The 26,837-nt window shown below is 61.5% G+C and carries 26 protein-coding genes; 17 read left to right on the forward strand and 9 right to left on the reverse strand.

Annotated features, from left to right (window positions below; genetic code table 11):
* The first annotated feature begins 59 nt into the window (after positions 1-59).
* The 3 genes from dinB (at position 60) to AAFX91_RS05495 (ending at position 4,951) form a co-directional block, all read left to right on the forward strand.
* Positions 60-1,307 (forward strand): DNA polymerase IV, encoded by a 1,248-nt coding sequence (gene dinB, locus AAFX91_RS05485; RefSeq protein ID WP_394565784.1) that lies wholly within the window; start codon positions 60-62, stop codon positions 1,305-1,307.
* 301 nt (positions 1,308-1,608) lie between these two features.
* Positions 1,609-2,661 (forward strand): NAD(P)-dependent alcohol dehydrogenase, encoded by a 1,053-nt coding sequence (locus AAFX91_RS05490; RefSeq protein ID WP_130577637.1) that lies wholly within the window; start codon positions 1,609-1,611, stop codon positions 2,659-2,661.
* A gap of 619 nt (positions 2,662-3,280) precedes the next feature.
* Positions 3,281-4,951: an aromatic/alkene/methane monooxygenase hydroxylase/oxygenase subunit alpha gene (locus AAFX91_RS05495; protein WP_394565785.1), complete on the forward strand. Its 1,671-nt coding sequence runs from the start codon at positions 3,281-3,283 to the stop codon at positions 4,949-4,951.
* A 40-nt stretch (positions 4,952-4,991) separates the two neighbouring features.
* Here AAFX91_RS05495 and AAFX91_RS05500 read toward each other — a convergent pair whose 3' ends face one another.
* Positions 4,992-5,147 carry a hypothetical protein gene (locus AAFX91_RS05500; RefSeq protein WP_245475749.1) on the reverse strand — a complete coding sequence of 52 codons (156 nt, stop codon included), beginning with the start codon at positions 5,145-5,147 and terminating at the stop codon, positions 4,992-4,994.
* On the opposite strand from AAFX91_RS05500, the gene AAFX91_RS05505 reads away from it, so the two are divergent.
* The 12 genes from AAFX91_RS05505 to AAFX91_RS05560 all read left to right on the forward strand — a co-directional run bounded on the left by AAFX91_RS05505 (position 5,076) and on the right by AAFX91_RS05560 (position 16,431).
* Positions 5,076-6,074: a 2Fe-2S iron-sulfur cluster-binding protein gene (locus AAFX91_RS05505; protein ID WP_394565800.1), complete on the forward strand. Its 999-nt coding sequence runs from the start codon at positions 5,076-5,078 to the stop codon at positions 6,072-6,074. The two genes, AAFX91_RS05500 and AAFX91_RS05505, sit on opposite strands and share 72 nt — an antisense overlap.
* A 55-nt stretch (positions 6,075-6,129) precedes the next feature.
* Complete coding sequence (locus tag AAFX91_RS05510) at positions 6,130-7,200, forward strand: aromatic/alkene monooxygenase hydroxylase subunit beta (RefSeq protein WP_165421014.1); 1,071 nt, start codon at positions 6,130-6,132, stop codon at positions 7,198-7,200.
* A gap of 6 nt (positions 7,201-7,206) precedes the next feature.
* Entirely contained in the window at positions 7,207-7,578 is a 372-nt protein-coding gene (locus tag AAFX91_RS05515; protein ID WP_130577625.1) for an MmoB/DmpM family protein, read from the forward strand.
* Between the two features lie 123 nt (positions 7,579-7,701).
* Positions 7,702-8,724 carry an amidohydrolase family protein gene (locus AAFX91_RS05520; RefSeq protein WP_394565786.1) on the forward strand — a complete coding sequence of 341 codons (1,023 nt, stop codon included), beginning with the start codon at positions 7,702-7,704 and terminating at the stop codon, positions 8,722-8,724.
* A gap of 5 nt (positions 8,725-8,729) precedes the next feature.
* Positions 8,730-9,575 (forward strand): iron-sulfur cluster assembly protein, encoded by an 846-nt coding sequence (locus AAFX91_RS05525; RefSeq protein WP_394565787.1) that lies wholly within the window; start codon positions 8,730-8,732, stop codon positions 9,573-9,575.
* Between the two features lie 91 nt (positions 9,576-9,666).
* Positions 9,667-11,298, forward strand: coding sequence for a molecular chaperone GroEL (locus tag AAFX91_RS05530; RefSeq protein ID WP_394565788.1), 1,632 nt, complete (start codon positions 9,667-9,669; stop codon positions 11,296-11,298).
* Positions 11,299-11,610: 312 nt separating this feature from the next.
* A complete protein-coding gene (locus AAFX91_RS05535) occupies positions 11,611-12,105 on the forward strand; it encodes a hypothetical protein (protein WP_130577621.1) in 495 nt (164 codons plus the stop codon).
* Between the two features lie 121 nt (positions 12,106-12,226).
* Positions 12,227-14,269 carry a sigma-54-dependent Fis family transcriptional regulator gene (locus AAFX91_RS05540; RefSeq protein ID WP_394565789.1) on the forward strand — a complete coding sequence of 681 codons (2,043 nt, stop codon included), beginning with the start codon at positions 12,227-12,229 and terminating at the stop codon, positions 14,267-14,269.
* A 14-nt stretch (positions 14,270-14,283) separates the two neighbouring features.
* The gene (locus AAFX91_RS05545; protein WP_394565790.1) at positions 14,284-14,733 is read left to right on the forward strand and encodes a hypothetical protein; all 450 of its coding nucleotides are present in this window, start codon (positions 14,284-14,286) and stop codon (positions 14,731-14,733) included.
* Positions 14,734-14,759: 26 nt separating this feature from the next.
* On the forward strand, positions 14,760-15,053 hold the full coding sequence (locus AAFX91_RS05550) for a hypothetical protein (protein ID WP_282528459.1): 294 nt from the start codon (positions 14,760-14,762) through the stop codon (positions 15,051-15,053).
* A gap of 8 nt (positions 15,054-15,061) precedes the next feature.
* Positions 15,062-16,177, forward strand: a complete 1,116-nt coding sequence (locus AAFX91_RS05555) for a WD40 repeat domain-containing protein (RefSeq protein ID WP_394565791.1) — start codon at positions 15,062-15,064, stop codon at positions 16,175-16,177.
* A gap of 20 nt (positions 16,178-16,197) precedes the next feature.
* Positions 16,198-16,431, forward strand: coding sequence for a hypothetical protein (locus AAFX91_RS05560; RefSeq protein WP_245475742.1), 234 nt, complete (start codon positions 16,198-16,200; stop codon positions 16,429-16,431).
* Positions 16,432-16,445: 14 nt separating this feature from the next.
* Here AAFX91_RS05560 and AAFX91_RS05565 read toward each other — a convergent pair whose 3' ends face one another.
* From AAFX91_RS05565 to AAFX91_RS05590, 6 genes are read right to left on the reverse strand one after another with little or no spacing between them, the layout of a single operon-like run.
* Complete coding sequence (locus tag AAFX91_RS05565; RefSeq protein WP_394565792.1) at positions 16,446-17,480, reverse strand: Bug family tripartite tricarboxylate transporter substrate binding protein; 1,035 nt, start codon at positions 17,478-17,480, stop codon at positions 16,446-16,448.
* Positions 17,473-18,612, reverse strand: a complete 1,140-nt coding sequence (locus AAFX91_RS05570; RefSeq protein ID WP_282528456.1) for a mandelate racemase/muconate lactonizing enzyme family protein — start codon at positions 18,610-18,612, stop codon at positions 17,473-17,475. Before AAFX91_RS05570 ends, AAFX91_RS05565 begins: the two co-directional genes overlap by 8 nt.
* Positions 18,613-18,621: 9 nt before the next feature.
* Complete coding sequence (locus AAFX91_RS05575) at positions 18,622-19,584, reverse strand: NAD(P)-dependent oxidoreductase (protein WP_394565793.1); 963 nt, start codon at positions 19,582-19,584, stop codon at positions 18,622-18,624.
* Positions 19,577-20,482, reverse strand: coding sequence for a fumarylacetoacetate hydrolase family protein (locus AAFX91_RS05580; RefSeq protein WP_394565794.1), 906 nt, complete (start codon positions 20,480-20,482; stop codon positions 19,577-19,579). Before AAFX91_RS05580 ends, AAFX91_RS05575 begins: the two co-directional genes overlap by 8 nt.
* A 15-nt stretch (positions 20,483-20,497) precedes the next feature.
* Positions 20,498-21,637 (reverse strand): mandelate racemase/muconate lactonizing enzyme family protein, encoded by a 1,140-nt coding sequence (locus tag AAFX91_RS05585; protein ID WP_394565795.1) that lies wholly within the window; start codon positions 21,635-21,637, stop codon positions 20,498-20,500.
* Between the two features lie 59 nt (positions 21,638-21,696).
* Positions 21,697-22,665, reverse strand: coding sequence for a Bug family tripartite tricarboxylate transporter substrate binding protein (locus AAFX91_RS05590; RefSeq protein WP_394565796.1), 969 nt, complete (start codon positions 22,663-22,665; stop codon positions 21,697-21,699).
* 78 nt (positions 22,666-22,743) lie between these two features.
* Between AAFX91_RS05590 and AAFX91_RS05595 the strand changes: the two genes are divergently transcribed.
* Positions 22,744-23,478: a GntR family transcriptional regulator gene (locus AAFX91_RS05595; RefSeq protein WP_245475741.1), complete on the forward strand. Its 735-nt coding sequence runs from the start codon at positions 22,744-22,746 to the stop codon at positions 23,476-23,478.
* 49 nt (positions 23,479-23,527) lie between these two features.
* Here AAFX91_RS05595 and AAFX91_RS05600 read toward each other — a convergent pair whose 3' ends face one another.
* On the reverse strand, positions 23,528-24,358 hold the full coding sequence (locus AAFX91_RS05600; RefSeq protein ID WP_394565797.1) for an IclR family transcriptional regulator: 831 nt from the start codon (positions 24,356-24,358) through the stop codon (positions 23,528-23,530).
* A gap of 153 nt (positions 24,359-24,511) precedes the next feature.
* The gene (locus tag AAFX91_RS05605; RefSeq protein ID WP_394565798.1) at positions 24,512-25,426 is read right to left on the reverse strand and encodes a dihydrodipicolinate synthase family protein; all 915 of its coding nucleotides are present in this window, start codon (positions 25,424-25,426) and stop codon (positions 24,512-24,514) included.
* Between the two features lie 242 nt (positions 25,427-25,668).
* On the opposite strand from AAFX91_RS05605, the gene AAFX91_RS05610 reads away from it, so the two are divergent.
* A partial coding sequence (locus AAFX91_RS05610) for an MFS transporter (protein WP_394565799.1) occupies positions 25,669-26,837 on the forward strand: 1,169 nt, incomplete at its 3' end.

Below are 26,837 nucleotides of genomic sequence, written 5' to 3' on the forward strand. Positions count from 1 at the left end.
ACATGTTCTCATTATGTTCTCTGTGGATTTCGGTCAAATTTCACCGGTGAACGGTCTGGATGGCAACGATAGCCACCATCCTTCATGCAGACCTTGATGCTTTTTATGCCTCGGTCGAGCAACTGCTCGATCCTTCGCTGCGCGGCAGACCTATCGCTGTCGGTGGCGGGGTTGTGCTTGCTGCCTCATACGAAGCCAAGGCGTTCGGGGTGCGAGGTGGTATGCCGGGACGGCAGGCACGTCGGCTATGTCCGCAACTCACTTTTGTCAGCGGCCATTTCAAGGACTACCAACGGCTCGGCGATGCTGCCATCAAGGTGATCAGCGATTTCACGCCTCTCGTGGAGCGTATTTCCATCGACGAGGCCTTTGCCGACGTTGCGGGCTGCACTCATCTCTTCGGTGCGCCCGCCGAAATTGCAAAGACAATCCGCCGACGCGTGCGGATGGAGATTGGTCTTGCGATCTCGGTCGGCGTGGCGCGCACCAAGCATCTGGCGAAAATTGCCTCGCAAGTCGCCAAACCCGATGGACTCGTGGTCGTCGATCCCGACACCGAACTGGAGTTCCTTCACCACCTGCCCGTCGAGCTGATGTGGGGAGTGGGTCCGGTCACGAAGGCGCGGTTGGCCGAAATCGGCGTGTTGACGATCGAGCATCTGGCAAAGACGCCAGGATGGTCGCTCGAGCGGTTGCTCGGTCCCGCTGCAGGGGAAAAACTCGCAGCGCTGGCGTGGAATCGCGATCCGCGGGAGATCAAGTCTCACCGCCGAGCTAGATCGGCAGGGGCGCAGTCGGCGATCGGCAGGAAGCCGGCCGAAGAGCGGGTTATTTGCCCCACGCTGCTTCACCTCGCGGACCGCATCGCGACGCGACTCCGGGCGAAGTCCAGGCCCGGTCGAACCGTGACGGTCCGCGTTCGCTTCGCTGACCTGAACTCGGTGACGCGCTCGGTAACGCTCGATGCGCCGATCTCCGCGACTATGATCCTCGCTGAGATCGCCGAGGAACTGGTGCGAGCGATCCTTGCAGATCATCCGGACCAGAAGACCATCTCGCTATTGGCGATCTCCGTGTCGCATCTTGAGGAGCACTGGGATCTCGAGCTCGAACTCCCGCTTGGACTTCAAGATGAAGCGCGCCGCCCCGGCACCAGGATGGGCATGGCCCGTTGGGCGGCCGATTGCGCCGTCGACAAGATCCGCAATCGCTTCGGATGGGATGCGATCGGATATGGCCGGGCAGCGCTGGGCATTTCTCGTTCCGTGCCCGACGAGTTTCGCAAACTCGCCGAAAGAGACCTGTAACCCGCGAAAGCCTTGGCCCGACAAGGCGACCGGTGGGCACGAGCTCCTATTTACCAGCTAGAGCATGATCCGGAAAAGTGGAAACCGGTTTTCCGAAAAAGATCGTGCTCAAACAAAGAGCTAAAGCGGGATGACGATTCGAAGAAAAGTTATCGCGCTTCAGCCGCCAGTGGCAAAGACCTCCGTGTTCCTGACGCGCTTAGATGCGCGCGCTTGCGCTGTGCAGCTCCGCTGGCACGAAAAATGCTGAGGCGCCTCCGCGATGGCGAGCGCAAAGCTCGCCGGGCAGACGGAGGACAACATGAGAGCCCAAGTATTGAGAGCGTATGACGAGAAGCTTTCCAACGACCAATGGGTCAGCGAAGAAAAAGTGTCTGATCCCAAGTTGACTAAATCGACTGACGTCATCGTCCGCATCGGTGGTGCCGGCGTATGCAGGACCGACCTCCATATCATCGAAGGTGTATGGAAGCCGCATATGGATCCGACCGGCGACAAACTGCTACCCATCATCATGGGACACGAAAATGCAGGCTGGATCGAAGAGGTTGGCAAGGAAGTCGAGGGAGTAAAGAAAGGTGACCCAGTCATCGTTCACCCGAAGATCACCGGTGGCACCTGTCTCGCCTGTCGCCGAGGTCTCGATATGCATGGTCCCGGCACATTTCCGGGTCTTGATTGCAACGGCGGCTATGCAGAATTCCTTTGCACCTCCGAACGCAATATCGTGCCGCTGCCACGGACTCTTGCGCCAAAGGATGTGGCGCCTTATGCGGATGCGGGCCTCACGGCCTATCGCGCGGTCAAGAAGGCCACTCGTCACCTTTTGCCAGGCGAATCCTGCGTCGTCATCGGCGCAGGTGGGTTGGGCCACATTGGAATCCAGTGTCTCAAGGCGATGTGTGCGGCCGACATCATTGTGGTCGACAAGTCCGAAGCATCGCTGAAACTGGCCGAAAAATCGGGCGCCGACCATCTGGTGAAAGCTGACGGCAATGAAGTGGCAGCCGTTCTGGCATTGACTGCCGGAAACGGCGCGGAAGCCGTGATCGATTTTGTCGGCGAGAAAGGCACGACGTCCAAGGGGCTGGCGATGACCCGCCCGATGGCCAGCTACTACGTGGTCGGCTATGGTGAGGACATCCGTGTCCCGACCGTCGACATGGTGATTACCGAGAAAAACATTATCGGCAATTTGGTCGGTACATGGGCTGAGCTAACGGAGTTGATGGCGCTTGCGGATCGGGGTTTGGTTGAACTCGCAACCGCCGAATATCGCCTCGCGGACGCCAACAAGGCATTGCGCGATCTCAACGCCGGCAAGATCCATGGACGCGCAGTTTTGATTCCTTGACAAGGCGCATCCAATCCATCGCGGGCATACGTTTGCTCGCGGTGGATTTGCTGCCTGCCAGTCATATGCCATTGCGCACTTCGTCCCAGCGAGTGACCACTACCGCGGCGCAAACATTGCGATGCAAACTGGCTCCTCTGCGTTGCAGCGATTCTCATTTTGCAATTCCTGTCGCAATTTGCATCTCGATCAGTCGTCAAGCCAAGCGCCATGCGGGCACGACCGTCACTCATCCCACGCTCACGTCATCAGAAACCATCTGGCGAGGCGCTCGGACGAGCTGGCACGCCCATTGCAAAGCTTCTCAGCACAACAACGCTGACTGGTCCTCGTCTGGGGCGAGCCGCGAAAAGAACGAGGGAAGGGGATGCCTAGCTGAGGACGTATCTTGTGCGGGACAACACAATTGCGATCGGGAAGCCGCTGGTTCCAAGATCGCCGCTGATCGCCCGCGGAGTGCTCCACAGTCATCCTGAGACCCTTGCCGATATCAAACGTCCGGTCGTGAGAACGGCCGCGAGGTGGCCCGTAACGCACGGGTAAGCACTGCCCGGCCGTCGAGGCCTGGGGCAGGCGGAATATCGATGTGGTTTCTGACTCGATCAGGAGGATAGACTAGATGTCTGGAACGCTAACACTCAACAAGATTACCGCCCAGCGCGGCATTTCTGTCGGTGAAGCTGCAAAGAAGATTGCAGATCTCGGCTGGAATCCTTCCTACGTACAGGAGGCGATGACCTTCCCCACGGACTACAAGATCACGAAAGCGCCGAAGGATCCGATGAAGCAGGTCCTTCGCTCCTATTTCCCAATGCAGGAAGAAAAGGACAACCGCGTCTACGGCGCGCTCGATGCGGCTCTGCGCGGCGACATGTTCCGCAACGTCGAGCCGCGATGGGTCGAGTGGATGAAGCTGTTCCTGGCGATCATCCCGTTCCCCGAGATCTCGGCGGCGCGCTCGATGGCCATGGTCGGCCGTCTCGCTCCGGGTGAGGATCTTCGCACCGGCTTCACGATGCAGATGGTCGACGAGTTCCGACACTCGACGATCCAGATGAACCTCAAGAAGTGGTACATGGAGAACTACATCGATCCGGCCGGGTTCGATATCACGGAAGAGGCGTTCGGCAAGTGCAATGCCACCACGATCGGCCGTCAGTTCGGTGAGGGCTTCATCACCGGTGACGCAATCACTTCGGCGAACATCTATCTGACCGTCGTGGCTGAGACCGCCTTTACGAACACGCTGTTCGTGGCGATGCCGTCCGAGGCCGCCCGCAACGGCGACTACGCGCTTCCGACCGTGTTCCTTTCCGTGCAGTCGGATGAAAGCCGGCACATCGGCAACGGCCATTCGATGCTGATGTCCATGCTCAAGGAGCCCGACAACCATCTGCTGATCGAGCGGGATCTGCGCTATGCCTTCTGGCAGAACCACGCGATCGTCGATGCCGCGATCGGAACCTTCATCGAGTACGGAACCACGAACCGCGACAAGAACAAGGAGTCCTATGCGGAGATGTGGCATCGCTGGATCTTCGAGGACTATTATCGCACCTATATGCTGCCCCTCGAGAAATACGGCATCAAGATCCATCATGACGACGTCCAGACAGCCTGGAAGCGCCTGACCGAGAAACATTACGTCCACAGGGTCGCGCAATTCTTCGCGGTCGGCTGGCCGGTGAACTTCTGGCGGATCGAAGCTCAGACCGACAAGGACTTCGAGTGGTTCGAGCATAAATATCCAGGCTGGTACGCCCAGTTCGGCGAGTTCTGGAAATGGTACGAGAAGCTGTCGCATCGCGGCCAGACCAACATCCTCTTCAACAGCGATGTCGGTTACGTCTATCCGCATCGTTGCTGGTCGTGCCTTGTGCCCTGCCTGATCCGCGAGGACATCGTCACCGACGAGATCGATGGCCAGCTCTATACCTTCGCGCACGAGTTGGATCGCTGGACTGTCGCGCAGGCATTCGCCGGCGAGTACGAGGGACGGCCGACGCCTGCGATGGGTCGGTTCAGCGGACGGCGCGAATGGGAAAGCTGCTACGATGGCTGGGACCTCGCCGACGCGATCAAGGATCTCGGCTTTGTCCGCACCGACGGGAGGACGCTGGTGCCGCAGCCACACCTGCGCTTCGACGAGAAGGAGATGTGGACGCTTGACGACCTCCGCGGCCACACGCTGAAGAGCCCGCTGATGGCACTGCGCGCAATGAGCCCGGCCGATCGCGAGGCGCATCTCGCCGAGTATCGGAAGGGATTCACCATCAATCCCTGCAACTAAGCAGCCAGGAGGGAGCCAGCTCCGGCTGGCTCCTTCCCGATCAATCCCCGAAGATCTGCAAGCCTTGGTTCGAGGAGGCCTTATGGGCGCGCCCGCTAATGTCGTTCGCCTGCATCCGGTAGGCATAGAATTCGAGGTCGAGGAGAACGAAACCGTCCTCGACGCCGCCTTCCGCCAGGGCATCGCGTTGCCGCATGGTTGCAAGGAGGGACAGTGCTCCGCGTGCAAATGCGTTCTTACCGAAGGCGATGTGGAGCTGAAGAAATACTCGACGTTCGCCCTCAACGAGATGGAGCGCAGTCAGGATTACATCCTGTTGTGCCGGACGCTGGCCTACTCGGATCTTGAAGTAGAGCTCCTCAACTATGACGAAGAGGTGCTGTCGAAATCGATCCCGGTCAGGGACTTCACAGGCACAGTCACGAGCGTCGCCGCGCTAACCCACGACATCAGACACCTCGAGATCTCGCTGGACCAACCTCTGAAGTTCTGGGCGGGTCAATATGTCGACATCACGCTCTCGGGGGCAGAGACGATTACGCGCTCGTTTTCCATGGCAAATTCGCCGCTCGAAGGCCAAAAGCTCGCATTCATCATCAAGAAGTACCCGAACGGACGCTTCTCCTCCCAGCTCGACGGAGACCTCGCCGTCGGAACCAGAGTCGGGGTCAGGGGACCTTACGGCACCTGCTTCCGGCGAGAAAACAGAAACGGAGCCGTGATCCTGGTCGGGGGCGGATCGGGAATGTCGCCTCTCTGGTCGATCCTCCACGATCACATCAACTCCGGAGAAGTACGTCCGGTGCGCTTCTTCTACGGAGCCCGGACGCAAAACGATCTTTTCTACCTCGATCGCTTTGCAGAACTCTCGGCAAAGCATCCGGATTTTACGTTTGTGCCCGTCCTCTCTCACGCGGCCGATGACACGACTTGGCGCGGGGAAAAGGCCTTCGTGCACGAAGCGGTCGGGGCACACCTGCGCAACTCGGGATACGGGGAAGACGTCGACGTCTATGCCTGCGGACCATCGCCGATGATCGAGGCGCTGACGCCGGTGTTGCAGATGAACGATGTCGAATCGGATCGCATCTTTTTCGACAAGTTTACGCCGGCCGCCAACTGAGGCTTTCCGAATGCCGGTCCAGCTAGTGCAAGCCACCAATGGGAGGAGGAAGACTATGACTGCAGTTCCAATTGTTTCAGTGGGATCCGGTGCAGCGGGCGCTGCGGTGTTTCCGGATTCGGACAGCCGCAGGTACAGATACTTCGAGCCACGCAGCAAGCGGGCGACGCACTACGAGGACGTGACCGTCGATGTGCAGCCGGATCCGGAACGCTACCTGCTGCAGGACTGGATCATCTCCTTCCCCAACGGGAAGGGCGCCTACACCAAGGACAATACTGCGGCGCTGAGCTCGAACTGGCATGCGTTCCGTGCTCCCGATCAGGAGTGGGAGCGCACCCACTACCAGCGTCAGTCCAAGATCGAAGGCATGGTTCAATCGGTGATCGCCAACGGCCGCAAGTCCGGCGCGCCGAAGGCTTTCAACAAAGCGTGGGTCAAGATTCTGCAAAACCACCTCGGCGCGTGGAAACATGTCGAGTTCGGCCTCGGCACGTCGCTGATGCAGGCTCAGCGCTATGGCTATACGCAGATGATCAACAATGCGACATTGACCAACTCGTCCTACAAGCTTCGCCTTGCGCAGGATATCACGCTCTATCTCGCCGAGATCGGAATGGACATTCCGGGCTTCGACGACACGGCGGGCAAGCGCACCTGGCTGGAAGACAAGGGCTGGCAAGGCACCCGGGAAGCGGTCGAATCGATCATGGGTTCGGCCGACTATCTCGAGCAGTACTTTGCCACCAACATCGTGTTCGAGCCGCTTGTCGGCGAATTGTTCCGTAGCGGCTTCCTGATGCAGGTGGCCTCGTCCAACGGCGACTTCATCACGCCGTCGGTCATTTCGGCCGCAGAGGCCGACTATGAGCGCAATCTCGCGAACACGATCGACCTGCTGCATCTTCTGGTGACGGACAATCAGCATGCTGCCCACAACAAGAACCTGTTCCAGGGCTGGGTGAACAAGCATGTGGCGCTCGCCAACAAGGCGGCCGTCGGCCTGCAGCCGATCTGGTCGCAGCCGCACTCGAAGCCGGTGCAGTACGCCGACGCCCGCGCACAGTCGGTCGAACGCATCAAGAAGATCCTCGGCGAGCTCGGCCTCGTCCTTCCCAAGGAGTAAATTGCAATGTCCGTTGCTTCCAGAACTGCGACCAACCAGAACATCTTCCAGAAGATGGGAGACATCGTCTTCGACCAGACGATTTCTCATCAGTGCGGCGTCACGATGAATGACAGCGTGGAAGCGCGCGCCATCGCCGAATTCATGGCGAAGAAGCCGAACGTGACCGTGACCTATCAGCCGGCCCTGATCCGCATCGACGGCGAGGGCAAGTTGATCTTCAAGATGGATGAAATCAGCGAAATTCTCGGGAAAGACATGACGGCCGAGATCTTCGAAGTGAATACCTCGACCCACTATGGCCGAATGGTGCGCATCGACGACAACACAGTGACGCTGTTCGGAAATATGGAAGAGGTCTTCGAATACATCGAGTGAACTCTTTCAACTCCCGAGCCTGGGGTGGACCACATCCGGACGGTTGTGGCTCCACCTCATTCTCGCACGATCGGCCGTCCTCGACGTTGACGTAAAGCACTTGGCAAAACCTTGGAGATTATCATGTTCATAACCCCCACCGGCGAGGAAGTCTTCGTCATCGACGAGCACACCCATTTCTGGGACGGCAGTCCGGCGAACCAGCGAAACATTCACGGCAAGCAGTTCATTGACTGCTTCTACACCTACCACACCTCGCTCAGCCCGCCCGACAAGCTCTGGCCCAAGGACCAGTTCGAGAAGTACAGCGCCGAGCAGATGTACCACGATCTGTTCGTCGACGGCCCGGACGATATGGCCATCGTACAGTCGACCTATCTGACGGAATTCTACAAGAACGGCTTTAACACCATCGATCGCAACGCCGAGATGGCGAAGAAGTACAAGGATCGCTTTGTCGTCAACGGCGCCTTCGACCCGCGCGATGGCGAGCGGGCGCTCGAGTATATCCACTACATGAAGGAGACGTTCGGCATAAAAGGCGTGAAGCTTTATACGGCCGAGTGGAAGGGCGAGTCGCGAGGCTGGAAGCTCACGGATCCCAACGCCTATCGTTGCCTCGAGCTCTGCCAAAAACTCGGCATTACAAATGTCCATGTTCACAAGGGGCCGACCATCATTCCCTTGGACAAGGATGCTTTCGATGTTCACGACGTGGATCATGCCGCCACCGACTTCCAGGGTCTCAATTTCATAATTGAGCATTGCGGCCTGCCACGGCTGGACGATTTTTGCTGGATCGCGGTGCAGGAGACGAACGTCTATGGTGGCCTCGCGGTGGCGCTGCCGTTCATCCACGGCCGTCCGCGTTATTTCGCCGAGGTGATCAGCGAGCTGCTGTTCTGGGTCGGCGAGGACAAACTCCTTTTCGGCAGCGACTACGCAATCTGGACGCCTCGCTGGCTCGTCGAAAAATTCTGGAACTTCGAACTGCCCGACGATCTGAAGCAGGAGCACGGTGTCGATCTGACGCAGCAGGCAAAGAGGAAGATCCTTGGTCTCAACGCTGCGCGCCTCTACGGCGTTGATGTCGAGGCGCAGAGGGGCAAGCTCGCGGGAAGCGCGCACGCAACCGCGGCGGAGTGACAACGATGGACGCTGTCCTTCTGCATCATGACCAAAGGACCCGCGAGGTGTGGGCACGCCTCGCGCTGGTCACCGATCCCGAGCTGGACGAGCCGGTCACCGAGCTTGGATTTATTGAGCCTGTCACCATCGATGATAGTTGCGGGGTCGATATCGTCTTTCGCCTGCCGACCTACTGGTGTTCGGCGAACTTCGCGTTCCTCATGGCCGACGACATGCGTCGGGCGGTTTCCTCGCTGCCGTGGGTTCGCGAGGCGCGGCCGCAGCTCCGGGATCACATGGTCGCGGAGGAGATTAATCGTGGCGTCAGCGAAGGCAAATCATTCGGCGACGCCCTGAGGGACTTTGCCTCCGGAGGGTCGCTCGAAGAGGTGCGCGAGAAGTTCCGCCGCAAGGCGTTCGAGCGACGCCAGGAGGTCATGATATTAGCGTTGCGCGAGGCCGGTTATGACGACCAGGCGATTTGTCAGATGAACTTGAGCACCTACGACAAGGTCGATTTTGACACGGAGGAGGCCGCGCACCAGAAGCCGCGCTATCGCGAGCTTCTGGTTGAACGGCGCCTTGTCTCGCTGCCCGGCGATCAGGCCTTCGTCACCTATGACGGGTGCTCCATCAAACGCTACGAACTCGCCTCATATCTGCAGCGGTTGCGGGGCGTGCGCATCAACATGGAGTTCAATAGCTCGTTGTGCAGAGGTCTTCTTGCGGCGCGCTACCGCGAACCCGAAGGGACTGGCGCGGGACGGACTCCTGTCGACGCGGCGCCGTGTGGAGGCTGCGGCAGTGGCTGTGCTGCGCGGTCCGTCGAGCCGCCCGTGACGGCCGAGAAGTCCGCGGCGCTTGCATGAGGCAAGCGGCTTGCTGGTGCCAATAGCGGGAGCGGTCAGCAAGTCCGCCCCAGCATATAAATAAGAGACGACCACGTGGGAGCAAAACGCTATGCCGAAAGTTCTGCTGCATGACATAGAGGCCCGACGCGCTCTCGCACGCGGAGTCCAGAAGCTCGCCGCCGCGGTCGAATCGACACTCGGTCCCAAGGGCATGAACGCGATGGTCGACCGGCCGATTGGCACACCCATCGTATCGCGCGATGGCGTCACCATCGCGTCTGAAATCGAATTGCCCGACCGCTTCGAGAACATGGGCGCGCAGGTGGTGCGCGAGGTCTCGATGCAGACCAACGCAGTCGCCGGCGACGGTACGACAACGGCGATGGTGCTCGCAAACGGCCTGATTCAAGGCGGGGTGGCAGCCCTGGAGCGCGGCGCCAAATCGGTTGATCTCTGCAAGGGTATTGATCGCGCCGTCGAGGTCGTTGTCGAGACCCTGAAGAGTTCGGCAATTGGCGTGTCGGACCGCAAGACGCTGCAGGCGGTGGCGACGATCGCGTCGACCGACTCCCATCTGGGCGATCTAATCGCGGAGGCGGTGGAGCGTGTCGGTAAGGACGGCATCATCAGTTCCGAGTACGGGTTGACGACCAGCACGACGCTCGAAGTCGTCGAAGGCATGTCGTTCGACCGCGGTTACATCTCCCACCACATGGTGACCGATGTCGAGAAGATGGAAGTGGTGCTGGATCAGCCCTACATCCTTCTGACCGACCTGAAAATCAAAACGCCGGGCGAGCTGTCGGCGGTGCGCGCGGCGGTCGCCCCGACCGGGCGGCCGCTTGCTATCGTCGCTGAAGAGGTTGCGCCCGAAGTCGTCGTTACGCTGCTTGGCGATGGCAACCGTGGCAAGGTGCTGGTGGTCAATCCACCCGACTATGGCCACTGGCGCAAGGCGATGATGGACGATCTCGCCATTATAACGGGGGGACGGGTAATCGCTCGCGAGCTTGGTGGCAAGTTGGAAGAAACCAGCCTTGCCGATCTCGGAACCGCGCGGCAGGTTCGGGCAAGTGGGCGCGAAACGGTGATCGTTCGCGGCGGTGGCGACGACGCGGCGATCGCGGCGCGGCGCCAGCAGGTGGCCAAGCAACATGATCTGGCACCACCCAACATCGAGCAGGACAAGCTCAAGGAGCGGCTGGCGAAGCTCTCAGGCGGGACGGCCGTGATCCTTGCGGGTGGCGTCACGCCCGTCGAGCAAAAACGGACGATCCAGTTGATCGACGATGCGCTCAGTGCGGCGCGTGCTGCAGCCGAGGAGGGCATCGTGCCGGGTGGCGGCACCGCATTGGCGCAGTGCGCGCCGGTGGTCGTGCGTACGCTCGGCAACGTCAATGGCGACCTCGGCGAAGGCATCAAGTTGGTGCGCGAAACACTATCCCGTCCCGCTGCATTCATTGCCCGGAATGCGGGCTATGATGCGGAGAAGGTCGTGGCCGACCTGCTGAGCGCGCCGGCGGGCGTCGGATTCGATGCCGCGAACGGTGTCTTCATCGACATGGTTTCAGCAGGGATCGTCGATCCGGTGCGGGTGACTTATACCGCGCTTCGAAACGCGGCTTCCGTCGCCACGCTGGTGCTGACCACCAACACGCTTGTTGCCGACGTGCCGGAGCACCTCGATCCGACACAGGGGCCGGCACTGGGCGGCGGGGCAGAGAAGCTTGGGCGTGCATGAGGCATGTGTCCGCGGTCCGTGTTCCGCCGCGCCGTCCAGGGATCCGGCGAGCGGGATATTGCGGCCAGATACTCAGTTCTATTGAGAAACCGAGTGCCCAGCGACGCGCGAATCGAACGTCGCGGCATCGAAATCATCACCGGGGAAGGAGAGGTTATGCGTAAGCACGCTGCGGCGTAACCTTTGTGGTCGAACGATTGGACGGTGACAACTATCGAGAACGGGTTACAATCTTAAAAGCTCCGGCGTGAGCCGAAGGAGGTGATACACAAGCCTCCACGGCCGTCCGACCAACCGGGGCGGGAGGAAAACATGGTCCACATCATTTCCAAGCGCGACGGTCCGCACCGGGAAGAGGTGGCGGCGAAGGACTTCATTCAGAAGAACCGCACGAAGATCGACGCGATCGCCAATCATCTGACGGCTGGGCGCTGGCAGGAATTGCGCAATCCCGCCCCTGTTCCGCAACCCCAGCCATCAGGCAAGCTCTGGTTGACGCCGCCAGGCCGCCCCAGAGAGATGGAACCCTATGTACGGATCAGTCTTAACGGCCGTGTCGTGATCGCTGATCTCGCATCGGGGCGACAACTCCATTTTGTCGGCGAACTGCGCGGAAAGGGCCAAGCGCGATACTTCGCTCTGGCCACGCGCGAGAACGGAATCTTCGATCCGCTGGATGAGGAGCTCTGCAAGGTCCTCGCCGACCTTGAGGGAGTGAGTGTGCCCGACGAGGTGTCCGAGGAGCGCCTGGAACAGGTTATCGCCCGCCGTCTCGGGTTGGATGCGATCGCCAAAAGCGTCGAATGATCTCCGTAAACCGAACCTGTGGGGATGACGATCCCGATTAGGTCCGATTCAGGTCGCTTCTGCCGATCGGGTTGCTGTTTGCCAACGTACGTATGGTGCTCCAATGCTGACGGAAACGCTCATGGCTAAGCCGCCGTTCTCCCTGGAAGGCTACAAAGTTCCGGGCGCCACGGACGCGGAGCAGGGGCGGCCATACGATGAGCGAGAAACCAACGGGGCGTGGGAAAACTTTCTGACGTTCGGAGACCTCAGGCGTGAGAACGCACCGGTGCGAGGCCTCATCGAGGACTCTTGGCAGCGCAGTGTCAAGTCCGGGGTCAATGCTCATGGCAACGGCAGCAATCTCGTCGCCTCGCCGGACGATCTTTACGAACTGCGTCTGAAGAATGATGACTTGCTTGATTCGAGCGCGGAGACCTTTCGCCGCGTCGCGCAGGTGCTTGGCGACGCGGCCACGATGGTGGTCATCACCGACAGCAATGGCGTCGTGCTGGACGTGGGGGGCGATCAGCGGACGATTGATGCGGGCCACGATATTCGCCTGGAAATCGGCGCCGCCTGGGGCGAGACGATCACCGGCACCAACGGCATCGGCACAGCGCTCGTCACCGGAAAACCGGTTCATGTCCATGCGGCCGAGCACTTTTCCGAGGGCATCAAGGCATGGACCTGCGTCGGCAGTCCCATTCGCAGTCCGATCGACGGCAGCATTATCGGCATCGTCGATTTTTCCGGACCCCAGGCGATCTTTCACCGGCATAATGTGGCGCTGGCGGTCGTCGCGGCCAATCATATCGAACTTGCGCTCTCGGAAAAGATTCGCATCGAGAGAATGCGGCTGCTCGAGGCGAGCATTTCTCGAATGCCCGGGATGAACAGCGCTGACGGCGTCGTCATTCTCGATCGGTTCGGCAGGGTTGTTCACCACAACGACATGGCGTCGGTCCGCTGGCGGCGGATTGCGCAGTCGCAGGACTTGAGCATCGGAACGCAGCTAATCCCAAGCAGCGAGGGCTTCTTGGCTAGAGAGCTTGCGAATGGACTGCCCGAGGAACTGCGCGAGCAGCGGATCGAGCCGTTGGTGGTCGACGGGGTGGTGAAGGGCGCGATGCTGGTGCTCGCATCGAGGCCGCGCGTGAATCCTGCCGCATTCCAAATGTCGCCGGCAGCCCACGCGGCACTCATGTCGGCTAAGGAAGCAATTGTCGGATGCAGTGAAGCATTGCTGCAAACCGTCGAGAAGGTTGAGCGGGCGGCGCTTGGCCGGACGGCAATTCTGCTTGAGGGCGAGACGGGGGTCGGCAAGGAACTATTTGCGCGCCTGGTTCACGCCGCCAGCCAGAAGACGGGCAAGGAGCCGTTCATTGCCTTCAATTGCGGTGCGGTATCGAAAGAGCTTCTCGGCGGCGAATTGTTCGGCCATGCGCCAGGCGCCTTCACCGGCGCCACGCGCGAGGGCAGGCCTGGACGGTTTGAGTTTGCCAATGGCGGCGTGCTCAGCCTCGACGAGATCGGCGAGATGTCACTGGATCTGCAGCCTTATCTGCTCCGCGTGCTGGAAGAGCGCGCGGTATACCGGCTCGGTGAGAGCAAGCCGCGCCCGGTGGACGTCCGGCTCGTAGCGTCGACCAATCGGAACTTGAAGCAGGAAGTGGCGGAGGGACGGTTCCGAAAAGATCTGTATTTCCGGATCGGTGTCGTCAAATTTATCATCCCGCCGCTTCACGAGCGCTTGGGCGACGTCGAGATATTGATCGATCATTTCAATAGACAGTTCGCCGCGACCTATAGCACCGAACCGCTGCGTTTCGAGGCAGCCACGATGGAATTGCTGCGGCGCTATAGCTGGCCGGGAAACGTTCGCGAACTGCGCAATCTGATCGAGAACCTTGTGCTGATGACGCTCACCGGCATCGTCACCCCCAGGGACTTACCGGAGGATTTACGGGAAGCTGCGGCTCAGATACCCTCGGCGCGCTCGCCGGCGGAGCATGACCCAGCGTCGGGAGGCGACGAGATCGCGCGCTTCGACGAGATGGAGCGTCGGGCCATCGAGAGGGCCGTCGCAAACGCTGGCGGCAACATTGCCGCCGCCGCCGAAAAGCTGGGGCTTTCGCGTGCCACGCTGTATCGCAAATTGCATCAATACCGTTCGCGGACCTGAGGATAGGGCCAGGCATGCCGACTGTCTGGGATGAACAGAAGGGCGAAGGAGAGCCGGTCGCTGCGGCGACGGTGGCGTCGCAGATCCTTGCGCGCGCGGACAGCGACATAACCTTTATGGTGCACCTGATTGGCGAAAGCCAAAATCTCCTGGTGCGGCATTTCATCGTGTTCATCGAGACCGAACTCGCAAGGCGCGGCATCAGTTATAGCGCACATCCGCTACTGCGTCCCTTCATCGAAACGCATGCACGCGAGCTGACCGATTTCGTCTTGCAGGGGATCGGCTTACGGCATCAGTTCGGCCTGCAGACGCTCGAGACGATGGCCGGCGATCCGGCGCGGTTGCTCAGGGTCGATCTGTGGGACTCGCTGCAATCTCACATCAATGATGCGCAGCAACACTTCGTGTCCGGTGTCGGTGGCCTGCAGCGAATCCTGGTTCAGATCGAGACGGATTCATGAGTGGCGATTCTCCGACGCTTGTGGAAATGCTGAAGCAGCGGTTGCTGGTCGTTCAGGAGATATCGTCCGCGCAATCGCGCAATCTTCTGAACCGTCAGCTTGGCGGCGGGGCGGAATTCGAGATTCAGCGGATCGAGCGGGAGATTGCGGCGACAGGCGCCTCGCATGCGCTTGCCACGGCCCTCGAGGACGCGCGGGGACGCTTGCAAAACGCAAATGCTGGAATGGCGGTATGCGATGCTCATTGCGCCGCGCTGGAGCGACGCCTCGAAGAGCTGGACAGGTGGATTGCCGACGCAGGTTGGCCCATCCGAATGTGAGGCGATCGATGGACACGATGGAAGCAGAGACCGTAACGCTCTATGAATTGCTTGGACGGCACTGGACTCTAGGCGCGCCCGTTACCAGTGTGGCGTTCGACCCCGTGGGACAGATGGTTGCGTTCGCGCTCGCCGATGGTGCATTGGCGATAGCTCCCCTGACTGACATCGAGCCGCCGCAGGATCGCTGTCGTATCGCGCTCGACGGAGGCCGGGCAACGATTTCACCGCGACGGAAACCGGTGCCACCGTTGACGAAAGTCGCAATCAGTGATGCTCCATTTCATCTCGCCCCGCTCGGGACTTCGGGCTTCATCGCAAGTGATCGCAGCCGATTGTTGAGCGTGTCGGCATCCGGTGTCACACAGCTAGCCGCAAACCATGGTTCGCCGATTGATCTCGTAGCGCCGGTGCAGGCTGGCGGCATCCTGGCTGCCTCTGGCGGGTCGGTCATATCTTATGACTCCAATGGTGACGTCGGCTGGCTCCAGGAGCGTGCGGGAGGAAATGCATCGGCAATCGCCGTATCACGGGATGGTCGGCGCTTTGCGATGGGAGTCGACGGCTGTCTGCTCATTCGTGCCTTCGGGCCACGACCCGAGCCGGCGGCCTCATTCGAGTTAGGCTCCATCTCAACCTTGTCATGGAGCCCCGACGGAAGCTGGTTGGCCATATCAGCCGCAAAAACGGGCATTGTGTTGCTGCGCCTTGCCGATGCGCGGATCGTCCGGATTCCTGGCTATCCCACGAGCGTTGCGTCTCTTTCGTGGAGTGCAGACTCTCGCGTCCTTGTTACGAGCGGAGCCTATCGGATGATCGCATGGGACGTTTCCAGCCTCGACGACGCCAGCGAACAGCCGGTCAACCTCGCGACCGGCCGCGCCAGATTTGTCCTCGTCGAGGCGGTGGATATGCACCCGGAGCGTCGGCTGGTCGCAGCAGGTTATGGCGACGGCATGGTCGTTGTCGCAAGGATCGGAGAAGCCGACGAACTGGTCGTCAAACAGCCCGGTCGAGGTCCTGTCCACGCCTTGCAATGGTCCCGCGATGGTCAGCATCTTGCAATTGGAACAAGCGACGGGGAGGCGGCAATCGTGACGTTTCCGCCGAACGTTTTCAAATAACCGGACCCGGTTTAAACGGCTTGATCTGGCTGCAGGCGGAGAGCCGTGCCGCAATCATCAGGAGGAAAATCATGACAGCTACTCGATCGCCAAATGAAGCCGAAAGCAAAGACCAGTTCTTCAAGGAACTGGCGGAGCTTTCCGAGCGGATGATCGCCGCGCATGGAAAGGAGTTTTCGATGGGCGCTCTGGTGCTGGCCGCAAGGTTCATCGCCGAGAATAAACCGTTCGAGCGAAGCGCAGTAACACAGTGACGTGCAACGAAAACTTACTCCGGCTGAATATTGGCGTCCTTCACGACCTTGGCCCACTTCTGGATCTCGCTGCGAATGTGATCCGCGAATTGCGAGGGTGAGCCGCCAACGGGGTCGACGCCCTGATCCTGGAATCGACGCTTGACGTCGTCCGTCCCGAGGATCGCATTCAGTTCTGAATTCAGTTTGCGGACGATCTCCGGCCGCATCCCGGCAGGCCCGACGATGCCAAACCAGACCGTGACCTCGTAACCGGGAACGCCGGCTTCCGAAACCGTCGGAACGCTTTCCGCGAGAGTCGAGCGTGCCGTACTGCTGACGCCGAGCGCGCGCAACTTGCCGGCATTGACCTGCGGCAGCACGTTTGGCGTATTGTCGAACGCCGCATCGATGTGATCGCCAAGCAGATCGTTCACCATCGGTGCGCTTCCCTTGTAGGGGACATGCACGATATCGATTCCGGTCATGCTCTTGAACAACTCCATCGAGAGGTGGTTCGACGAACCGATGCCCGTGGACCCGTAAGAGACCTTGCCCGGATTGTTTCGGGCGTAGTCGACGAAATCCTTGACCGAATGGATCGGCATGGCGGGTCTTACGACGAGAAGATTCTGCGTCTGACCCGCAAAAATCAGCGGCGTGAAGTCCTTTACGGTGTCGTAAGGCAGGCTCCTGTAAATGCTTGGGTTGGAGCCGAACGGAAACGCCACGCCGAGCAGTGTATATCCGTCGGGTGCGGATTTGGCGACCGCGTCGGTCCCGATCAGCGTGCCGCCACCCGGCCGGTTCTCGACGACGACGGGAACGCCCCATGCCTCCTGAAGTTTCTGCGACACGATCCGGCCCAGCGTGTCGTTGAACGCGCCCGGTGGGTAGGGAACGATGTAGCGGATCGTGTGGCTGGGGTAGGTGTCCGGATCGGCTGTTGCAGGCGCGACCGGGGTCTGCGCGGAGGCCGCGCTCGTCAACAGAAGCAGGAACGCGCCGCAGGCGAAGTAAGCAAGACGCATGGCGCGCGATTTGACTTCAGCCTGCAGCGGTTCAGACATAGCAGGGGCCCTCGATCAGCGGATGCGCGTTGATGAAAGCCTCGTTGATCTCGACCCCGAGGCCAGGTGTTTCAGACGGCTTGACGCAACCTTCGGCGTCGAGCGTGTACGGGACGCCGCCGACCTCGTCGCGGAACGGATTGTGCTTGGCGACGTCGCCCTCGAAATAGCCGGGGGCATCGACGGCCGCGAGCACGTTGATGGTTGCCGCCATGTTGATGCCGGTCGCGGAGGTGTGTGGATTGAAGGACAGTTTCCACGCATAGGCCATCCCGGCGATCCGCATCGCCTCGGTGACGCCGCCGGTCTTGGACAGATCCGGCTGCACAAAGCTGACGGCGCCATCCTCGATCAGGCGGGTAAATTCGAAGCGCGTGAAATGATTTTCGCCGGCCGCCAGCGGCGTCGAGCCGAGCGAGGCGGCGGTCCGGTACGAACGATAATCCTGCGCCGGGAACGGCTCCTCGAGCCATCCGATCTCTAGCTCGTCATAGGCCGGCATCACGCGGCGCACGTCATCGACCGTATAGCCGGTGTTGGCGTCGACCAGAATTTCTATGGTGTCTCCGACCGCCTCGCGGACCGCCGTGGCACGCGCTACGTCGTCGCGCGCATTGTCGCCGACGCGAAGCTTGATCGCCCTGTAGCCCTGCGCGACGTAGCCCAGCGCCTCCTGCGCCAGCGACTCCGGCGCCTGCCATCCAAGCGAGATGCCGCCCGCATAGGCCTTGATCGGCTTTGAGGCGCCGCCGAGCAGTCGGTACAGTGGCCAGCCTGCTGCCTTGGCGCGGATATCCCACAGCGCCAGATCGAGGCCGCTGAGCGCCATCGCGGCGGCGTAGCCCATGCCGTGGCTCGCCAACTGCATCTGGTAGACGCGCTGCCAGACCCCGACCACGTTCATCGCATCCATACCGACGACCAGTTCGGAGATCGTGGTGTCGATCAGCTTCGCGATCGCACCGGGGCAGCGGCCGTGATGGGCTTCGCCCCATCCGACGAGGCCCTCATCCGTCGTGACCTTGACCAACACCGCGTCGCGCTTCACGGCACGGCCGATGCCCAACCGGACGTTCTGGCCCTGCGGCACGGGATAGGAGATCGGGACCGCCTTGATCGATGTGATACGCATTTTGAAACCTCAGACCGTCTTGTGTTCGGGATTGACGAGATTGAGCGGCTGCTGGCCGCGCAGGATTCGGAGCATTTCTTCGGCCGAGCCAACCGCCATCGCGCGGCCACTCGTGGCGGTGATCCCCGCGGTATGCGGCGTCAGCAGCAGGTTGGGACAATCGAACAGTGCATCGTCGGGCGGCAGCGGCTGGACATCGAACACATCGAGCGCAGCGCCGGCGAGCTTGCCTGACCGCAACGCGTAGATGATGGCGGGCGTGTCGACCACGGCGCCACGCGAGACGTTCACGAGGACGGATTGCGGCCGCATGTGCGCCAGCAGATCGTGGCTGACGAGCCTGCGCGTCTCGTCGGTCAATGCGCAGCAGACCACCACGGCGTTGCTCCGCGCGAACAGCTCCACGAGCGTGACTTCCTCGACATCAGGCGGCAGCGATCCCTTCCGGCGCGACGTGCCGAGCACAGTCATTCCAAAACCGTTGCTCGCGATGTTGGCGATGCGGCGCCCGATCGTTCCTACGCCGAGGATGCCGAGTGTCGTTCCGCTCAACTCGGTAAGGCCGTCCGCCATCGCGCGGCTGGTCGCCCAGCCTTCGGCGCGCATCAGCGCATCCACGCGCTGCAACGGCCGGCGCAGATGCATCAAGGCCGACATGACATATTCGGCCACCGCGTTGGTGTTGCTTCCGGGCAGGTTCGCAACCGCGACGCCGCGTGCCGTGGCGGCTGCGACCGGGATGAAGTCGAGGCCGACGCCGTGACGGACGATACCCTTGAGGCGCGGCGCGTGATCGACGATGTCGTCGGGCAATTTCGCGCGCACGATGATGCCGTCGGCGTCAGCGGCGCATTGGCGCAGCGTCTCCGGCCTGGTGTCCGACGCGACGATCAGCCGAACGTGCGGGGTGAGAAGCGCCTCGCCATCGCGGTGCATGGCGTTGGTCAAGAGGACGACGGGTTTCTCAGGCATCTGGTGTAGGCCCCTCGATGATTGGATTTTGCAGGCGGCCGAGGCCTTGGACCTCGACCTCGACGGTCGAGCCAGGCCTGAGCCACGCTGGTGGCTTGTGCAGCCCGGCCACGCCGGCCGGCGTGCCGGTGGCGATGATGTCGCCGGGTTCGAGCGCCTGTAGCCGCGACAGATAGGAAACGAGGTCGGCGACATCGAACAGCATGTTCGCCGTTGACCCGGACTGCAGCGTGCGGCCGTCGACTTTCAGCGTCACGGTGAGCGCGTGCGGATCCGGCACCTCGTCGCGGGAGGCGAGGTATGGTCCGAAGGGGCCGAAGGTCGGGTAGTTCTTGCCGCGGTCGAAATGGCCGTCGGCCTTGATGATCTCGCTCGCGCTGACGTCATTGAAGCAGCCATAGGCGACGACGTGATCGAGCGCACGCTCCTTGCTGACGTTCTCGGCGCGCGTGCCGATCACGGCCGCGAGTTCCGCCTCGTAGGTGACGCCGCCAATCGTTGCCGGCAGCACGATGGGCCGTTCCGGCTCGATGATCGTTCGCGGTGCCTTCATGAACAGCACCGGTTGCTCGGGCGGCGGCATACAGCGTTCGACCAGCGCGTCGCGGTAGTTATGCGCGATGCCGAAGATGCGCCGCGGCGCCGGCAGTGGCGCCATCAGCGTGACCGCGTCGCGCGAAAGCCGTGCCGCTACCGCAAGGCCATGGACGTTAATGCGTTCCACGACTTTGGGCAGACTGGCCTCGATCAGGGCCTGCATCTGCGGCGCCGCGCCGCCGAGGGATTCGCGCATCGCCGGATGCGCCAGATCGACGATCGCATCGGCGTCACCGGTGCTGTTGCCCAGTAGCACGCCGGCGCGCGAAAAGCCTTGCTCGGTGAAGGTGACGAATTTCATGAACGGACCATCGATTCACGCCACACGGTAGCGGTCGATCACGCCGCGATCGATCTCGATGCCGAGCCCCCCGCCGGTCGGGACCGCGACCTTGCCCTTGACCTGAACGATCGGTTCGACCGCCAGATGGTCGCGAAATGGGTTTTCCTCCTGCTCGAATTCCAGCATCGGCGGCATCGGAAACAGGCTCGGCGGCTGGTTCGGGATCGATGCCAGGAAGTGGATGGTGGCGGCAAGGCCGACTGCGGAACCCCAGGCATGGGGCACGCATTCCACGCCATGCGTTGTAGCGAGTGTCGCGATCTTCTTGCATTCGGTGATGCCGCCCGCCGCGCAGACGTCCGGCTGCACGATGTCCATCGCCTTGCGCACGATGGCGTCGCGGAAGCCCCAGCGGGTAAATTCGTTCTCGCCGCCGGCGACCGCCATGTCGAGCGCGCGCGAAACCTCCACATAACCGTCGATGTCTTCCGGCGAGATGGGCTCTTCGAACCACTCGATGTCGAGGTCTTCGAGCTTGCGGCCGAGACGGATCGCAGCGGGCACAGTGAAGCAATGATTGGCGTCGACCATCAGCTTGATCCCGGAGCCGACTGCCTCGCGTACGGCTTTCACGCGCTCGAAGTCGCGCTTGATCGATCCAAGCCCGATCTTCATTTTGATCGCCTTGAAGCCGGCCTCAACGTAACCCGTCGCTTCCTCGACGGCTTCATCGACCAGCCGGTCCATGTCGGTGAAGTAGAGCCCGGTGGCGTAGGCGTCGACCTCGGTGCGGAAGGCGCCGCCGATCAGCTTGTGCACTGGCTTGTTGCAGGCCTTGCCGATAATGTCCCAGAGCGCGATGTCGATGCCGCTGATGGCTGCGATCGACATGCCCTTTGGCCCGTAATCCTTGATCCGGTTGTAGAGGTCTTCCCAGATCACCTCGACGTCGAACGGATCGTGGCCGATCACGCGCGGGGCAAGCTGGGTCTCGATAAAGGCTTTTGCGACCGCCGATGGGCCGTAGCATTCGCCCCAGCCGACGATGCCGTCATTCGTTTCGATCTCGACCAGGCAGGTGCCGCGTGTCTTGTAGAGCCAGCCGCGCGAGGAGGTGAAGGGACGTTGCACTGGAGCGGCGACGACGTGACAGGTGATCTTCTTGATGGACAAGCGCGTGAACCTTGGTTGGAGAGTGTTGGGATTAAGAGCCGCGATTCCGCCGGACCCGCCTATTCCTTCGGAAAGACCTGTGACGCCACAGTGCCGAACGTGGCTGCGACGTTGTCGACTTCCTTGGTCAGCGCATCGCCGGTCAGGTCGTCGACAAGGAACACGTTCTTCTTGGCGAATTCCTTGAAGCGCGGGTCCTGAATGGCGGCGCGGAACGCGGTGATCAGCTTGGTGCGGACGTCGTCGGGGAGGTTTGCCGGACCAACGACGTAAGCCATCTGGACGACGGGGCCGTAGGGAAAGACGTCGTAGCCCTTTTCCTTGAAGGTCGGTACGTCCGGAAACATCTCCAGCCGCTCATTGGCGAAGATGCCGATCGGCTTCAGCAGGCCTTCCTGGATCTGGCCAAGTGTTTCCGAGGGCTTCAACACGCCGGAATCGACGTGCTGACCGAGCAGGTCGGCCACCACTTTCGATCCGCCGGTGTAGGGCACGTTGACGAAGTTCACGCCCGCCGCGCGCGCCGTCATCAAGGCGAAGATGTGGTTTAGATTGTAATTGCCGGGGGTGCCGATCGTGACCTCGTCGGGATTGCCCTTCATGTACTTGATGAAATCGTCGAGCGATTTCTGCTCGGCCTTGGTCGAGACCAGGAGCATCAGGGGATCGGTCGAGACGCGCGCGATGTGGGTGAATTGCGCATTCGTCAGCGGCGCCTTGCCCTGCGCCATCAGCGCCAGCGTCGAGCTGGTCCCCATGCCCAGCGTGTAACCGTCCGGCGCTGCACTCGCGACCCGGCGCATGCCGATCACGCCGGTCGCGCCGACGACGTTTTCGATGACGATCTTGATCCCATGTTCGCGCAGAATCGGGTCGAGCGCCCGAGCCGCGACGTCATTTGAGCCGCCCGCGTTCCATGGCACGATGAAGGTGATGTCCCGCTGGGGAAAGCTCGATTGACCGTGGCTGGCGGGCGTCTGGAACAGCGAGATCACGCACGCCAGGGCGATCGCGGCGGCTTTTTGCATGGTTGTGTTTCCTCCCATTTTGTTGTTTGTTATAACAAACATCGTCGGCAGGTCAAGCCTAGCGCCTGGCTGAGGGATTTGCGCGATGTCGCGCGCCGCGATACCGAGCGTTGTATGACGGCATTGAAACGAATCGAGCGTGAACCGCTGTGGGACCTCGCACACGCACAGTTGCGGGATGCGCTGCTGGCCGGGCGGTTCGAGCCCGGCACGGTCTTGACCTTGCGCTCACTGGCCGAAAGTTTCGGGACGTCGATCACACCGGTACGCGACGCCGTCACCCGTCTGGTGGCGCAAGGCGTGCTGCAACAGGGGCCGCGCAATTCAGCGATCGTGCCGCACCTGTCCCGCCGCGAGCTTTCGGACCTGACGGTGGTGCGTTGCGCCCTGGAAGGGCGCGCAGCGCGGGAGGCCGCGTTGCACCGGCATGACGATGCCACGCTGCGAAAGCTGCAAGAGCGGCTTTCGACGATGCAGTCGCTGATCGCTGCACGCAAGCTCGAGAGCTACCTCGAACATCACCGCAAGTTTCACTTCGGCATCTATGCGATGTCGGGCATTCCGCTGCTCGTCGAGACCATCGAGAACATGTGGCTGCGCTGCGGGCCGGTGTTGTCCTACGTGATCCCCGAATATGTGGTCCTGCTGAAGGGCTGGGATCACCACACCGCGGCGCTGAAGGCTATCGTCGCAGGCGACGCCGATGGCGCCGAACGCGAGATCGTCGCCGATATTAGCGACGCCGCGCACTACCTCGCGAGTCTTGCAGACTCGACGGGACAATTGAGGCGACCGTCGCTAGTCACCTCGTAGCTGCGCGCGGCACCGCGGACCGGCGAAGATGGAGGGTGAAGTCCTTCGATCAGGCGCCACGTTCGCCTTGTGCGGTTCCTGCCGCGGACCGTTGACGACGTTTGGGGGTGTTGCGCTCCGGCGCAGCGTCTGCGGCCCGGCTGTGCGAGTCAGGCTGGTAGCCCAGGCGGATCGACAGGAGCTCGGCGTGCGTCATCACGGTCCGGGCGAGCTCTGGCACCCATTCAGCCGTAACGCGCCGGCTCGGACCGCTCACGCTGATCGCCGCGAAGACGCGGCCTGCACTGTTGCGGATCGGCGCGCCGACACAGCGCAGCTCCGGCTCATGCTCGCAATCGTCCACCGAATAGCCGCGGGACCTGATTGCCGCGAGCTCGGTCTTTAGCCGCTTCGGCTCAACGATCGTGCTCGGCGTGAAACGAGGCAGGCCGGCGCGGATGACCCGGTCGATCACGGCGTCGCTCTGGAATGCGAGCGCCGCCTTACCCACGCCCGTCGAGTGACAGGGCGAGGCTTCCATCGTGATGACAGTGTTGTGCGGGCGTGCAGCAATTTGGCTGCGGCGATTGACGAAGACCATTTGCGCGCCGTCGAAGATGCAGAGATGCACATCCTCGCCACTGAGCTTGGCAAGCGTATCGACGAAAGGCGGCGCCTCGCGATACAGCGGAAGGTTCATGAGTGCGCTGCCGCCGAGCTCGAACAGTTTTATGCCAAGGCGGTAGCGATCGCGGCTCGCGTCCTGTTCCAGGAACCCGACGCTGCGCAGGCTATCTACAATGCGATGAACGGTGGTGCGCGGCAGGCCGGTGCGGCGCGCGATCTCGACAACGCTCAGCTCGGGGTCGGTCGAGGAGAAGGCCTCCAGGACCTCGAGCATCTTGAAGAGCGACTTCACGCTCTGTCGACTGCTGTCGACGCTAGTCATGTCGGACCTTTCGGGTGGCGTCACCACGCAATATCCAGGACGCGAACCATATCCGACTTAGACGGAATCGGGCGCGGCGGCAATGCCGCGCCCTTTGTCGTGTGCTCACTCGGCCGCGACCAGCCTCACGCTGCCTTCGACCTCGAGCAAAGGCCTGAGCGCAGCCGCGATCGCGTCCTTCTGCCGGCTGGTCGGAGCCGGCATTGGCTGCCGCGGAAGCCCGCTCGGCGATCCCTGTAGGGTGAGGGCGTGCTTCACGCAGGCCGGGAGATTGTCGCCGACGATCGTGTTCCAGAACCGCAACAGGCGCTTGTGGATCTCGAGCGCGGTGGCGTGGTCGCCGCGCTGGACCGCGTTCCACAGTGCCACGCAGGCGCCGGGGACTGCAGCCGGGTTCGCGGCAATCGTGCCATGCGCGCCGAGCGCGAAGGATGGATAGAGCAGCGCATCGACCGCCGTCAGCACGACCTTGCCCGCGGGCACGTCGAGCAAGAGATCGGCCATCAGCTTGAGGTCGCCGGCGCTCTGCTTGACGCCGATCACGCCGGGCAGCTCGTTCATGATCCGCAGCAGCAGCGCAGGGCTCAGGTAGTTCCAGGGCACGACGTTGTAGATGATGACCGGCTGCTTGACCGACTCGGACAGCGTCTTGAAGTGGCCGACCGTCGCATCCTCGTCTGGCTTGAAGAGATAGTGCACCGGCGTGATCTGGAGCGCGGCGACGTCGACCGATTCAATGGCACGGGCGCGGGCAATCGCTTCGCGGGTCGAGTTGGCGATGATGCCGGCGACGAGCGGCACCTTGCCGTTCAGCTCCTCTGCGCAGGCCTCGATCAAGCGCCGGAATTCGTCGGTGGTAAGCGTGTGACCCTCACCAGTGCTGCCGCCGACGCAGACGCCATGCACGCCCTTCTCAAGCAAGAACTTCACCTGGCGACGGAAAGCCTTTTCGTCGATGTCACCGTTCTGATCGAACGGCGTGGTGAGGGGCGGAATGATACCGGTAATCTTTGCTGGCACGTTATCCTCCTTTATTGTCCGGAATGTGGACATTTTGTATGACAAATGCGCGCAGGACGTCAAGCGTGTTCGCTCAAGCGTGTTCGCTGAAGTATCGACACATGCGTTGAATGTGCGGGATGGCTAGCGATCCGGCGGAAAAATCCTCTTGACATGTGGAATAAGTCGCTGCTCTTGTTGTCCGCAATACGGACAAAAGTCCAGGCGGGAATGTCTTCCTGCCGAAGCCGGAGGACGACGTCATGAGCGGAATGGTTAGGTCGATCGGGTCCAGCCGGGTGGCAGACCAAGCGGCCGCTTCGATCAAGGGTCGGGCCTCGGGCGACATCCGGAAGGTTGCTGTGGCGAGCGCCATCGGCAACATGATCGAGTATTACGACTTCACGCTCTACGCGACCGCGACCGCGCTCGTCTTCAACAAGATCTTCTTCCCGAGTTCCGATCCCTTGGTTGGATCGCTGCTCGCTTTCGCGACATTCTTCGTGGGCTATTGTGCAAGGCCGCTCGGCGGCGTGCTGTTCGGCCATTTCGGAGACCGCGTCGGCCGAAAAACGGCGCTGCTCATCACTATCCTGATCATGGGACTTGGGACTTTCCTCATCGGACTCATGCCGACCTATGAGCAGGTCGGTGTATTAGCGCCGATCTGTCTCATCGGGCTGCGGCTGTCGCAGGGAATTGGCATCGGCGGCGAATATGGCGGCGGCATGGTGATGACGGTGGAGCATGCGCCGGCCGACCGGCGCGGTTTCTTCAGCTCGCTCGTCCATATCGGCGTGCCCGCCGGATTCCTGATCCCGATCGCGCTCTTGGGAATCCTGTCGACCTCCATGAGCGAGGTTGACTTCCTCGCCTGGGGCTGGCGGATCCCGTTCCTGTTTTCGATCGTCCTCGTCGGGATCGGGCTCTTCATCCGCTTCAAGATCTCGGAGACGCCCGAGTTCAAGCGGGTGCTGAGCGAGGAGGGGGCTGCCAGCGTGCCGGTGGTCGAGGCGGTCCGCAATCACAAGGGTAACATCCTGTTCGGCATCGGTGCCAAGGTCGCCGAGAGCGGGCTGTTCAACATCTACGCCGTGTTCGCGATCACCTACTGCAAGACCAAGCTCGGGCTGCCGAGCCAGACAATCCTGAACGGCGTGCTCGTCGGCTGTGCGCTCGAATGCCTGACGCTGCCGCTGTTCGGTGCCCTGTCGGACCGGGTCGGTCGTCGCGCCGTCTATGTCGGCGGCATGATCTTCCAGGCCGCGCTCGCGCTCGTCTTCTTCCAGATGCTGAACACCGGGCACACCGGCACGATCTGGCTCGCGATCGCGCTAGTGGTTCATCACAGTGATTTTGACGTTTTGATACCGAGCCATTCGAGGATCGGCAAGTTTTCGGGTGGCAGGAGAATCTCGATGCTTCGGGGAAC

The organism is Bradyrhizobium sp. 31Argb, assembly GCF_043638955.1.
Taxonomy (GTDB): domain Bacteria; phylum Pseudomonadota; class Alphaproteobacteria; order Rhizobiales; family Xanthobacteraceae; genus Bradyrhizobium.